This window comes from Vibrio sp. JZG10 (genome assembly GCF_054064075.1).
Genome location: NZ_JBSUGE010000001.1, coordinates 252,652 through 266,086 on the forward strand (window position 1 = coordinate 252,652; position 13,435 = coordinate 266,086).

The window sequence follows — 13,435 nt, forward strand, 5'->3', positions numbered from 1 at the left end:
GCTTATTTTCAATATATTAGATTGATATTTTCGGCTTTACGCCAACACATAAAATGTAAATAACTTGTTACTTTGGAATTTTATCTTGGCAACGTAACTCAAAAAGTAAAAGGGGATGGAAAATCTATTGCACCCTATCTCTATCCGATTTATTCATTTGCTCCTGCAAAACATCAAAAGTAATGTTTCGTGACGCTTCATACAGTTCGAAAGGCTCATCGGTCAGAATCGTGTCATGGATACCCCTTTATTGATTCACCTCAGTTTTATTTAAAAGTAACTGTGCCATAAGTGGTGCTCTGTTCCCTATCGAGCCGAGCCACAAGGCTTCACGCTCGATCAGAAAAAGAGACATCTAATGACACACATCAATCAAGAACGCTTAGTTGAACATTTTTGCCAACTGGTACGTATCGATAGCGAATCAACAAACGAAAAACAAATTGCAGAAACACTGGCAGAGCAGCTAGGCGACCTAGGCTTTACCGTGCACAAACTTCCAGTGCCTGAGCACATTTCTAACGGCTTTAACCTGTACGCCCGTTTAGACGGCAAAAAAGATGGCTCTATCCTAATGAGCTGTCATATGGATACGGTCACACCGGGCATTGGCATTGAGCCAATCATCGAAGACGGCGTTATCCGTTCAAAAGGCAATACGATTCTTGGTGGCGATGATAAATCTGGTATTGCTGCCATCATGGAAGCCGTTCGTTGTATTCAAGCGGAAAACCTTGAGCACAAAACGTTAGAGCTTGCTTTCACCGTGTATGAAGAAGGCGGCTTATTCGGCTCACAATACTTCGATATGTCACATGTCAATTCAACGGAAGCAATCGTGTTAGACACGGGCGGCCCTATTGGCACTATTGTGACCGCAGCCCCAGGCCAGCAAAAAATCGTGGCAACAATCAAAGGTCGACCAGCACATGCAGGGCTTGCGCCAGAAGAAGGCATCAGTGCGATCATGGTGGCGGCAGATGCCATCAACCAAATGAAGCTGCTTCGCATCGACGAAGAAACGACAGCCAACATCGGTGTAGTGAATGGCGGTCAGGCCACAAACATTGTCATGCCTGAATTAAAAATCGTGGCAGAAGCACGCTCCCTGAATGGTGATAAACTAGATGCTCAGGTCAATCATATGATCTCAACATTAGAGTCTGTCTGTGAAAAACACAGTGCAGAAGTCGACATTGAATCTAGCCGAGCCTACGATGCATTTGTTATTGAAGAAAACCACCCACACGTTAGCGCGATAAAAGCGGCGTTTGCAGAGTTGGGAATTGAGGCTTTCACAAAAGGCACTGGCGGCGGTAGCGATGCTAACAACTTTAACAAGAAAGGTCTCACAACGGTCAATCTTTCAACTGGCATGGCAAAAGTACACACGACAGAAGAGTTTATCGCGGTAAGTGATATGGTCAAAATCACTGAGTTCGTAAAACATTTCCTAGTCAGTTAACGTCGTACCTTTTGAAGAGCAGACGAACTACCCTCCCCTTTTAGCGCGCGCTTGAAGGGGATTTTTTATTTGCGCGAAACAAAGCCTACCCCGTAATGCAGACTTAGCACCAGCTCCATATCAATCCCCCCAGCTCACTTTTTGATACCAAATAGCCCAACATTTGGCACCCTGTTACAACATTGTTAAAACTCGATTGTGTGGACAATTTATACAATATACATTTCTAGCATCTTTCAGGATGAAAAGAGTGAGACAAGGATGAAATTACCTAAGTTGCTTCTGTTAGCATCGATGATGAGCCCAATACTGGCAACATCAAGCTATGCCGCGCCGTATCCCGCAGGTGTGACCCTCGATGAGACACAAGAAATTACGCTAAACAATGGGGCTGAAGTTACTTCTATTGACCCAGCCAAGCAAGCCGCAGAGCCCGCTTTTAATCTCGGTCGAGACCTATTTGAAGGCCTGGTAATTCAAGATAAGCAAGGTAAAACCATTCCTGGTGTTGCTGAGTCTTGGTCAGTCAATGACAACAATACGGTTTATACCTTCCACTTACGTGATGCAAAATGGTCAAATGGCGAAACGGTCACTGCGCAAGATTTTGTCTACAGCTGGCAACGCTTACTGAATCCAAGCACTGCTTCACCGTACGCTTGGTTTGCGGCCATTCCAAATATCGAAAACTCGCAAGCCATTATGAAGGGCGAAGCTGAGCCCGTGTCTTTGGGCTTGAAGGCGCTGGATGAAAAAACATTCCAGGTTACACTCGAAGAGCCAATTCCCTTCTTTACGAAACTATTAAGTCATCCCGTGCTTGCCCCCGTTCATAAAGCGACCGTAGAAAAACATGGCAACCGTTGGACCCAGCCTGAGCATATCGTTACAAATGGGGCGTTTACTGTCTCTGAATGGAAAGTTAACGAAAAACTAGTGATGGTTAAAAACCCACATTACTGGGACGCACGCAATGTAGTGCTGGAAAAAGTCACCTGGCTACCAATTGGTGATGCAAACGTAGTGCTAAACCGCTACCTAGCTGGTGAGATAGACCAAGCGGTTTCCATTCCTGCCGCTCAGAAGAAAAAGTTAATTCAACAACGCCCGCAAGAAGTGGCAAGTACCAGTGCGTCTCTTGGCTCCACATTCTATTACCTCAACACTCAACAAGGGCCAACAAAAGACGTGCGGGTCCGTAAAGCCCTCTCATATGCCATTGACCGTCAACTGTTAACGAGTGCTATCTTGAGAAACGGTGGGGTTCCAATGTATACCCTTGTGCCCCCTCAAACAGATGGTTTTAAATCTCACACTCCTGAGTTCGCAACTTGGAACCGTCATAAACGTATCGAAAAAGCGCAGCAATTACTGTCAGAAGCTGGATACGATAAAAGTAATCCGCTTAAGTTAACGTTTACCGTACCAACTTTCTCGATGGACGTAAAAATGGCAACAACCATGGCAGGCATGTGGAAAAGCCGATTGGGTGCGCAAGTCACGATAAAACAGCTAGAACCGAAAGTGTTCTACGCACTTAAAGAGCCGACCGACATTACTCGCGGCGGCTGGACGGCCGACTACAATGAAGCCTCTACATGGTTGGATATCTTCATTTCTAGTGGCGAGTACAACGATTCTCGTTACAACAACCCGCAATACGACGAGTTAATGGCTCGATCAAAGACCATGAGCAATCCATCAGAACTGTATCTACAAGCAGAAAGCATGCTGATTGAAGACATGGCCATTATACCTATTTATCGTCCGGGTAACGATCAATACCTCATCAAGCCTTACGTGGGCGGCTACGAACTGACAAACCCTGAGTCGTCGTACTACCGCAAGAATGTCTATGTAAAAGCCCACTAAAAGCATGTTTTCGGTCTGAGTCGGCAAGTTCAATGTTTACTTGTCGTTCCTCATACCTCTCGGTGGAGAAGGCAACCTGAGCTCAGACCATTTTTATTCATAACCGTTCGAAGTGATTTCGGATGACCAAAGGATGATGGATCATGATTTGGTACATTGTTAAGCGATTAGCTATCGCTATCCCCACGCTTCTATTCATCGCACTCGTATCATTTTGGCTGATGCACATTGCACCAGGGGGGCCATTTGATATGGAACGGCCTATGCCAGAAGTGGTACGTTCGAATATCGAAGTAAAATTCCATTTGGACCAGCCCTTCCTTACTCAGTTTTGGATTTACATTGGTAATTTCATACAAGGAGATCTCGGTCCGAGCTTCGTTTATCAAGACTTCAGTGTTACACAGCTCGTCGCACAATCATGGCCAGTTTCAGCAGTATTAGGCGTACTCTCCTTTTGTATTTCCGTTCCACTTGGCATGTTGCTTGGCACCATTGCGGCATTGAACCGAAATAGCCGCCTAGATTACGGCCTGATGACACTTTCGATGACTGGAGTTGTGGTTCCGGCTTTCGTGCTTGCTCCAGTTTTAGTCATGATCTTCGCTATTCAGCTCGGCTGGTTCCCTGCTGGTGGTTGGGAAGGAGGAAAGCTGGCTTTTCTTGTTCTTCCCGTGCTCAGCCTGGCGATTGGCTCCATTGCGAGTATTGCACGCGTCATGCGTGGCGCAATGATTGAAACGCTCAACCAACCATACATTCGAACGGCAAAAGCCAAAGGTTTGTCCACAACCTACATTTTATTCCATCACGCTTTGCGACCATCCTTGATTCCCGTCGTTGCGATGCTCGGCCCTGCGTTTGTGTCTGTCGTGACAGGCTCGGTGATTATCGACATTTTCTTTGGTACAGGTGGCATGGGACAACACTTTGTGTCTGGGGCTCTCAACCGCGACTACGGCCTAGTAATGGGCATTACTCTGATTGTCGCTTCACTCACTATCTTCTTTAACCTTGTGGTCGACTTGCTATATACGATTATCGACCCTCGTATACGCGTTTAGGAGTCCGGCATGTTAACGATCAAAAAACTGGATACACAAGCTCTTCAAGATCAAGTCGTCGACAATATTGAAGCCGTCGAAGGTCGCAGTCTTTGGCAGGATGCATGGACTCGATTTCGTAAAAACAGAGCCGCGATGACATCAGTGTATGTTTTGGCGTTCATTACCTTATGCATCACTTTCGGCCCCTCTCTTGCCGCTTTTGGCCATGATGAAATTGACTGGGAAGTGCTCATCGATCCATACGAGCTAGGAAAACCTTCACTGAGCAGTGGTCATTACTTTGGTACCGATGATCTCGGGCAAGATGTCTTTGCTCGCACGATGCAAGGCGGTAGGCTCTCTATTTTGGTAGGTTTTGTTGGCGCCTTAGTCGCCGTTGTTATTGGTACGATTTGGGGAAGTATTTCCGGCTATCTTGGCGGCGTTGTCGATAGCGTAATGATGCGCATTATTGAGGTGCTCGATTCGGTGCCATTTATGTTTATGGTTATCCTGTTTGTTACCCTTTTTGGCAACAACATCTATCTGATCTTTATTGTGATCGGAATGGTATCTTGGTTGGGCATTGCTCGTGTTGTACGTGGTGTCACCTTCGGTCTTAAAAAGCGAGAATTCATCGAAGCCGCACACTCTATTGGGGTTTCTAAATTGACAATTGTCCGACGCCATATTCTGCCTAATGTGCTTGGGATCGTGATGGTTTATTCCTCCTTAATGGTACCAGGATTCATTATGTTCGAATCGTTTTTAAGCTTCTTAGGGCTTGGTGTTCAACCACCCGACACGAGCTGGGGAATCCTAATTTCCGAAGGCGCAAAAACGATTGACGTTGCATTGTGGATGCTGCTTTTTCCATCTCTGTTTTTAGTTGCCACCCTCTTTTGTTTTAACTTCATCGGCGATGGCTTACGTGATGCTCTTGACCCGAAAGACCGATAAGGACAAACCCATGCTATCTATTGAAAACATGAACGTGCGCTTCGATACGCCAGATGGGCAAGTGCAAGCGGTCAGTAATCTCTCCTACTCGATTAAAGCGGGCGAAACTCTTGGGATTGTTGGGGAATCAGGTTCGGGAAAAAGCCAGTCTGTTTTCGCATTAATGGGGTTAACCGCGGACAACGGCGCCGTGTCTGGCAGCGCGATGTTCCACGGTGATGATTTACTCGCGATGTCTAAAAAGCAGCTCAACCGCATCCGTGCAGAGAAAATCGGAATGATCTTTCAAGATCCGATGACGTCACTCAATCCATTCATGAAAATTGGCAAACAGCTTTGTGAAGTTCTCATGATTCATAAAGGAATGAGCCGAAAACAAGCAAAAGTTGAATCGATTCACATGTTGGATGCGGTGCGTATTCCCTCTCCCGAAACTCGGATGAATCAATACCCTCACGAGCTATCTGGCGGAATGCGTCAGCGAATCATGATAGCGATGGCGTTGTTGTGTAAGCCCGAGCTGTTAATTGCAGACGAACCAACCACCGCGTTAGATGTAACCGTTCAGGCTCAAATTTTGACGCTATTACGAGACTTACAACAAGAGTTCAACACGGCTATTTTACTGATCACTCACGACATGGGCGTCGTCGCCGAGATGTGTGATCGCGTATTGGTCATGTATGGTGGTCAAAAAATGGAGCAATCAGATACCGAGACATTGTTCGCTCAACCTGCGCACCCCTACACTCAAGGCTTGCTAAAGGCGATTCCTTCCATCACTGAAGATATGCCGCGTTTACCAACCATCCCAGGTAACCCACCAAGTGCGTTGATTAACCATCAAGGGTGTCCGTTTAGAGAGCGGTGCGAGCATCGAGAGACGCGTTGCCAATACGAAACCCCACGGTTTTCTCCATTAAACACGAGCCAGTCCATTGCCTGTCACGTTAACGCACCCAGCGTTATCACTCCTATTCAAATAAAAGCTTAAGGAGGCATTATGAATAAAAAAGAAGTCCTCATGTCTGCTCGTGATTTAAACGTCCACTTTCCTGTGTCGCGTCACCTTATTCCAAGTCGACGTAAAATCGTGAAAGCGGTCAATGGTATCGACTTAGATGTTTATCGAGGTGAAACACTTGGCATTGTGGGGGAATCAGGCTGCGGAAAATCAACGCTTGCACGCGCCTTACTTCGCTTAATTGAACCTACACATGGCGAGTTGACTTGGAAAGGTCAAGACATGCGCGGGTTTAGTAAGAAAGAGCTTTCCTCTCGACGTAGAGAATTTCAGATGGTGTTTCAAGACCCATCCGCTTGTTTGAATCCGAGATTAACCATCTCAGAATGCATCGCCGAACCACTGCTCACCCACGAGCCACAACTTAAACGGGCAGAGGTAGAAAAGCGTGTCATCGCTATGATGGATAAAGTGGGTCTCTTGGCGAGCCAGCGAAACCGCTATCCACATGAATTTTCCGGAGGTCAATGCCAGCGTGTGGGCATTGCCAGAGCTCCAGATTTGGTCGTGTGTGATGAACCTGTTAGTGCGCTAGATGTCTCCATACAAGCTCAGGTCATCAATCTTCTAGATGATCTTAAACAAGAAATGGGGTTAACACTGGTAATGATTGCGCACGACTTAAGCGTGGTGCGCCACATCAGCGACCGCGTTATGGTGATGTATCTTGGTAAACCTATGGAAGTAGGACGTTACGATAAAGTATTTGATGATGCACAACACCCCTACACCAAAGCACTGTTATCTGCTGTCCCGATAGCTAATCCGCAATTAGCACGTGACCGTGAAATACAACTATTGCCCGGCGATCTTCCTTCTCCACTTAACCCACCGAGCGGTTGCGTTTTTCGTACTCGATGCCCAGAAGCCACAGAAGTATGCGGGCAACAGAACCCAATAAAAACAGGCTCGGAGCAGCATCATATCTATTGCTCAAATATGACTTTAGGAACCATTTAATGAACAATACTAACTCAGTAAACCAACGCCTTACGTTATTGCGTGAGGCAATGTCCTTTCACAACGTGTCTGCATATATCGTGACCAACAATGACCCACATAACAGTGAATACTCAGCGGATCATTGGTTAGCGCGAAGCTGGATTTCAGGTTTTACCGGTTCTGCAGGCGAAGTCGTCATTACCCAACAAGGTGGTGGCCTGTGGACTGATGGTCGTTACTATATTCAAGCTGAAGAACAGTTACACGGCACAGGGCTGGAACTGTTTAAAGCCAAACAACCAGAAACGCCGACAATTGCCAAATGGCTAGCTACCACGCTCCCAGAAAACAGTATTGTAGCGGTTGACGGGCGCGCCATCAGTTACGCTTTTTATCAAGGCCTCAAACATGCCTTTGAAGCGAAAAACATTAAGATCATTCTCGACCTGGATTTACTCGCACCGATTTGGCTTGAAAGACCACTTCGCCCAAGTACACCCGTATTCGAGCATCCCACCGCTTTTGCTGGCGTTGACACAGAAAATAAGTTAGCGAGAATCCGTTCTTGGTTAACCGAGAACCAAGTAGATAGCTTATTAGTGTCAACGCTAGATGATGTCATGTGGACAATGAATATTCGAGGTGGTGATACTAATTACTGCCCAGTTTCTGAAGCCTATCTAATCGTAGAGCAATCACTTGCGACACTGTTTATTGATAAAGCCAAACTGCCTCAAGACGTTGAAAGAGCGCTGACCGAGCAGAGTGTACACATTCGCCATTACAACTACGTAAGTCAGTATTTGAATCAGCAATGTGAGGGATTATCGCTCGCTTTTAACCCAACCCACACAGACAGCTTATTGGTGAGTTCGATTGAACAGAATGTGAATCTAAAGCCAATGGCTTGCCCTGTAACGGCAATGAAGGCCATAAAAAATGCGACCGAGCTAACTAGCCTAGAACAGGCATTAACAGATGATGGTGTGGCAATCGTAAGGTTTATGAACTGGCTCGAAGAGCAAGTTCCAAGCGGACTCGTTACAGAATTGTCTGCTGAGGCACAACTGAATCACTATCGCCGTCAAACCCGACATTATGTGAGTGACAGTTTCCGCACTATCGCAGGCTTCGCAGCTCACGGGGCAAAAATGCATTATGCCGCCGATGAAGAAAGCAATGCGGCAGTCAATGAAAGCAACTTCTTTCTCGTCGATTCTGGTGGCCAATACCTTGGCGGGACAACAGACATCACCCGTACTTTCCACTTCGGGTCACCGACCATTAAGCAGCGCAAAGATTATACCTTGGTGCTCAAAGCGGTCATCCGACTGACTCAGACTCGATTCATGAAAGGCTCTACGGGTGCCAATCTTGATATCATGGCGCGTGGCGTCTTATGGCAACATGGTATTGATTACAAGTGCGGCACTGGACACGGCGTAGGCATTTGCTTGAATGTTCACGAAGGCCCACAAAATTTCTCACAAAGCCACCGCGAGGTTGAGCTAAAACCGGGTATGGTCATTACTAATGAACCAGGCGTTTATCGCGAAGGTGAGTACGGGGTAAGAATAGAGAACATTCTTAAAGTTGTAGAAGTAGAACAAAATGAGTTCGGCACGTTTTACGGTTTTGAGACCATCACTCTTGCTCCCATTGCGACCAACGCCCTTGACTTATCAATGCTAGATCAAGCAGAGCTAGACTGGCTCAATCATTACCATTCACGTGTCTATCAGGCGCTTAGCCCTTTTCTTGATACGCAAGATAAAAACTGGCTTCAAAGCACAACCCAACTTATTGAGAAATAGGATATCAGCAAGTTTTATAACGTTTTCATTTTCATCTCAAACTCCTTGTTTGCCAGCCTTCGGGCTGGTTTTTTTATAGAGATAACGGCGTAAAAACAAAAACGCCCCGCGATGTTAGCGAGGCGATCAATTAAATTAAAATGATGCAGTTAAACTGCCCTACTGACGACACTTCTGAGCATCAAAATCAACGACGATGGCGGCATTCTCAAAGTCACCAGAGACTTTAACGTAGCCCCAGTAGTTACTCTGATTTGACAACGTAATACACTCTCCATTACCAATATTATCTGACCACCCGTGAAGATTAGTATCATCCGGCCAACCAGAGTTACTGTATTCAAGCTTTAGGTTGCCCGTACCATTCCCCGTCGTTATCGCCAGGTTTGAGCTATCATTCACCGCTGGTACGCTCAGCCAAATGGTTTGTTGATTTGCCAAGCAAACTGGTTCTCCTGCTGTTAAGCGCCCACCGCTTACTTTACTTTGCACCGCGCAGTCTTGTGGCAATGTGTCATTACCGCCCAACGCTGAGATAACAACAGTATGAGTGGCGGTTGCCGTCAAGCCTTCACTGTCTGTCACACTTAGACTGACCGAATACTCCCCTTCACTCCCATATTGGTGCGTCGGCTTGGTTTGTGTACTTGTCGAGCCATCACCGAAGTCCCATAAGACGCTGACGATCTTCCCGTTTGGGTCTGTACTGTTTTCACTGCTAAATGTAATGCTTTCACCGACTTTCCTCTTGTTGTTTGCGGTTATGACTGCATTAGGTGCACCATTTGAGACAAGGGCTTGCTGCCACTGCTCAAACTCACTTTGATATAAATTCGCCCATTGGGTGATCGTTGCTTTGTAATTGCTCCAATTCCCTTGGCGTGTTTCCACCAGCATTTGGTTTACGTCATCTTTATGATTTTCAAACATAAAACGTACAGCTAAGTACCCCCAACGATAAATTCGATCGACATCAAACCCATCATAAGTAGTCTCGAAAATCTCACTTAAGGTATACGTCGAGCCGTCTAAAATCGTCTCGAGTGCTGCTTGGTTGTCATTTTCTTGAGCGACATACTCTGCAATGCCTTCACTCCACCACACTATTTTTTCAGTTGGATGACTAAACCCTCCATAGAGATCAAATCGACCATCTAAGTAATGCACGTATTCGTGCTCTAAGTTCCAGACAAAGTGATCCGCGTTCGCATAAGAGGCTTCATAAGCAATAAAGTTGGGAATATTCCCCGGCTGGGAAGGATCGCCCTCCAAGTACATACCGCCATTGTCAGTACTAATATCGAAAATTGGCCCTGCGTACTTACCATAATCGGTGCTTGAATCGAAGATATTAACTTGGAGCTGAGTATTGTGGTCATCTTTTACTGGCTGTTCACCAGTTTCTAATGACTGATGAAAGTAACCCTCTTCGTAACCCATTTTAGAACATGCGGCCGCGTGTTGCTCTTGCGTCATATTCTGAGACAAAATTCGGATTGTCGGGCTACAAGTATAAGTTTGCGATAGCACCAAGCCTTTTAGCTCAGTTTCGAAATTACAAATTCCGAACTCACTACAATCTGCGTAATATGAGGCGGTGTCCGCCGCCGCAAGCCAAACCGCGTCACCCCGACCATACATTTCATACTGTTCAAAGATTCGACTCAGCTGACTCTTCACCACAGAACTCGCGTTACCCGAATACTTGGTCAGACGCCCGAGCTCTCGCCCCGCATTCGCGGCCATAAACTCATCTTCAGCACCGATTGATGACGCCCTTAGAGCGAAATCGCCTAAAGCTTTGGCAAGGTCTGTTTGGTTACCAATTACTTGCACAAATTGCTCGTTCCACTGCCCACCAAATAAAATAGTGAAAACACCGTTAACCGCATTGCGCATATACCAGTGCTGGGCGTATTGATCATTCCAACGTGTAAGCCACTGGGTCACTTGTGGTAAGTACGCGTGCTGCAAGCCGGCACTATCCATAGTGATGATGACCTCACTAAGCACTTTGCCGTGACGGTCGCTGTTCTCGTAGAAGTTTGCGTTATTAACAAATGCATCCACTGATTCTTTCACCGCTGGTGTGACCCATTCAATAAATGAGATGTTGTCATTGTAAAACTCGGCGTAATAACCCGCGCGTAAGTATAAGAACAACGTTTCGAGTTCATCGCTCCCGCCACCCGTATAACCCTTCGCCAATGTCGCAGTGTGCTTAGCGATGTTGTACATATGATCGGAGCTAAATACCGACTCTTGAATTCGACTTTCAGCAGAGAATAACTGGTTCACACACGTCGCGCCCTGACTTAAAATTTCGCTGATCAATTGGTTACTGCTTTCGGTAACCAATGCCTCCAAATCACAAGCAGTGCTCGACTCCTCAAGGCTTTCAAGTGACTGTACTCGAGTTGCCTTAGAGGGCTGAATTGGGAGAGTTGCGGTTGGTTGGTATTCAACTCGATTGGATTCAACACCGTGTGTATGAGCCGAATGTGCATGTTGCTCTGTAACTTGAGAAACTGGCTCGCTTAACGCAAATACGCCAGTGCTGGTTAATGTTGTCGCAATCGCGACACTCAAAATCTTCAGTTCCATCTAATTTCTTCTATATTGAGTTTTCCTTAGATGCATTACGTCTTTTGCATCGCCACTGCCCTTATTACTGCAAGAGCATCTCCATATAATCTACTCGCAAGACAAGAAGAAACATTTTGTTAACAACCGAATGTAGCGGTATCAGTTTTTGGTACTCGAGTTGCCGTTGCACGAGCTTGCCAGAAATCGATTTGCTTTAGTAATATTGATCAACTAGTTGTTTATCTTTCCATTCAAATATCTTTTATTGCTCCTCACAAAAGCTATAAAATGGTTTCTTTTCTTTTTGCTAAACAACTCCTATGACCGACGCTGATATTGAGCTACAACACCTTTGGTTAGAAGTCCAAACCGAACGCTGGCAAAATCTGCCACGCTTTTTATTCAGTTACTACTGCTACAAGCACAACCTTGTCAGTAAAACCAACAAAGTTTGCTGGGAGACGGCACGTGCAAACCTACCCGCTTCAACATCAATAAAAGAGCGAAAAAAGGCGGTGGTTGAACCGTTAGTCTCTGAGGAAACCGTCGTTGGGTTATTGAAAACCATCAGCAAAGATGGGGAAATGACGTTTGACGTGATGGTAACCACACTTAATACGTTTTTGCACTATGTTGTGATTAGCAAGGAAGAAAAAGCGCAACTTAAATCAAACATGGCAGCTAGTTGGTATCAGCAATCGAACAAGTCGCCTTTGGCACGTTTCGAGCAAGCTGGCATTAAGCTACAAGAGTGATATGTCAGTCATTGCTGACGACAAACACAAAAGAAAAGCGCCTACAATAAGGCGCATTTGATCAAAAATTGAGGTGCCCCTAAACAAAAGTGCAAAGTGACTAACAAAGAAAAAGTCTGGTTATTCTTGAATGCCTCGAATGCGTACATTACGTCTACGTAAAACTTCTAATGTCACGAGCAAACACACCGACATAAAAATCAACAACGTAGCGACCGCCAATATGGTCGGACTAATTTGCTCTCGAATTCCTGACCACATCTGCCTCGGAACGGTTTTTTGTTCTGCCCCAGTCAGGAATAACGCCACCACAACCTCGTCGAACGATGTGCCAAAGGCAAACAAGCCGCCAGAAATCATCCCCGGACGAATCAGCGGAAAGGTAATGTGTCTGAAAGTATAAACAGGGTTTGCTCCTAAGCTAGCCGCCGCTTTTACCAGGCTATGATCAAAGCCGCTTAAGGTCGCAGTAACGGTAATGACAACAAAAGGCGTACCTAACGCGGCGTGTGCCAAAATGACGCCTAGATAAGTTTGTGATAAGCCAAGGCGTGTGTAGAAAAAGTACATCGCAGCAGCAGAGATAATGACTGGTACGATCATGGGTGAGATCAACAGCGCCATAATCGTATTGCGAAAAGGCAAATTACTACTGGCTAAACCCAACGCCGCCAGAGTTCCTAGCCCTGTAGCAACGAGTGTCGCCATAAAAGCAATAAACGTGCTATTTTTCAGCGCCAACAGCCACTGCTCACTAGTAAACATTTCTTGATACCAGCGAGTAGAATACGCTGCCGAATCAAGGTTTAACATCCCCTCGGTAAAAGTAAAGTAAGGCGTTGCATTAAACGATAACGGGATGATGGTCAGAATTGGAGCGATTAAAAAGAACAGCACCACCCCACAAAAAGCTAAGTAACCTGCGTAAGCAACTCGCTCTACTTTTGATGCATAGTTTGGTAATGCCATGG

General features: G+C 45.9%; 10 protein-coding genes. 8 read left to right on the forward strand and 2 right to left on the reverse strand.

Annotation, left to right across the window (positions count from 1 at the left end; translation table 11 throughout):
• Positions 1 to 358 precede the first annotated feature (358 nt).
• From ACWYVB_RS01190 to ACWYVB_RS01220, 7 genes are all read left to right on the forward strand, one after another.
• Positions 359 to 1,465, forward strand: a complete 1,107-nt coding sequence (locus ACWYVB_RS01190) for a M20/M25/M40 family metallo-hydrolase (protein WP_457527635.1) — start codon at positions 359 to 361, stop codon at positions 1,463 to 1,465.
• Positions 1,466 to 1,726: 261 nt separating this feature from the next.
• Positions 1,727 to 3,337, forward strand: a complete 1,611-nt coding sequence (locus tag ACWYVB_RS01195; protein WP_457527637.1) for a peptide ABC transporter substrate-binding protein — start codon at positions 1,727 to 1,729, stop codon at positions 3,335 to 3,337.
• A gap of 143 nt (positions 3,338 to 3,480) precedes the next feature.
• A complete protein-coding gene (gene oppB / locus ACWYVB_RS01200; protein ID WP_301575793.1) occupies positions 3,481 to 4,401 on the forward strand; it encodes an oligopeptide ABC transporter permease OppB in 921 nt (306 codons plus the stop codon).
• Positions 4,402 to 4,410: 9 nt separating this feature from the next.
• On the forward strand, positions 4,411 to 5,343 hold the full coding sequence (locus ACWYVB_RS01205) for an ABC transporter permease subunit (RefSeq protein ID WP_262680525.1): 933 nt from the start codon (positions 4,411 to 4,413) through the stop codon (positions 5,341 to 5,343).
• 10 nt (positions 5,344 to 5,353) lie between these two features.
• Complete coding sequence (locus tag ACWYVB_RS01210; protein WP_182034924.1) at positions 5,354 to 6,337, forward strand: ABC transporter ATP-binding protein; 984 nt, start codon at positions 5,354 to 5,356, stop codon at positions 6,335 to 6,337.
• 9 nt (positions 6,338 to 6,346) lie between these two features.
• Positions 6,347 to 7,327, forward strand: coding sequence for an ABC transporter ATP-binding protein (locus tag ACWYVB_RS01215; RefSeq protein ID WP_457527640.1), 981 nt, complete (start codon positions 6,347 to 6,349; stop codon positions 7,325 to 7,327).
• Positions 7,327 to 9,123, forward strand: a complete 1,797-nt coding sequence (locus ACWYVB_RS01220) for an aminopeptidase P family protein (protein ID WP_457527641.1) — start codon at positions 7,327 to 7,329, stop codon at positions 9,121 to 9,123. Before ACWYVB_RS01215 ends, ACWYVB_RS01220 begins: the two co-directional genes overlap by 1 nt.
• 159 nt (positions 9,124 to 9,282) lie before the next feature.
• Here the strand turns inward: ACWYVB_RS01220 and ACWYVB_RS01225 are convergent, their stop codons facing one another.
• On the reverse strand, positions 9,283 to 11,727 hold the full coding sequence (locus ACWYVB_RS01225; protein WP_457527643.1) for a collagenase: 2,445 nt from the start codon (positions 11,725 to 11,727) through the stop codon (positions 9,283 to 9,285).
• Between the two features lie 302 nt (positions 11,728 to 12,029).
• Here ACWYVB_RS01225 and ACWYVB_RS01230 point away from each other — a divergent pair, with 302 nt between their 5' ends.
• Complete coding sequence (locus ACWYVB_RS01230; RefSeq protein WP_457527645.1) at positions 12,030 to 12,464, forward strand: hypothetical protein; 435 nt, start codon at positions 12,030 to 12,032, stop codon at positions 12,462 to 12,464.
• Between the two features lie 120 nt (positions 12,465 to 12,584).
• Here the strand turns inward: ACWYVB_RS01230 and ACWYVB_RS01235 are convergent, their stop codons facing one another.
• Positions 12,585 to 13,433: an ABC transporter permease gene (locus ACWYVB_RS01235; protein ID WP_130546043.1), complete on the reverse strand. Its 849-nt coding sequence runs from the start codon at positions 13,431 to 13,433 to the stop codon at positions 12,585 to 12,587.
• Positions 13,434 to 13,435: the final 2 nt, after the last annotated feature.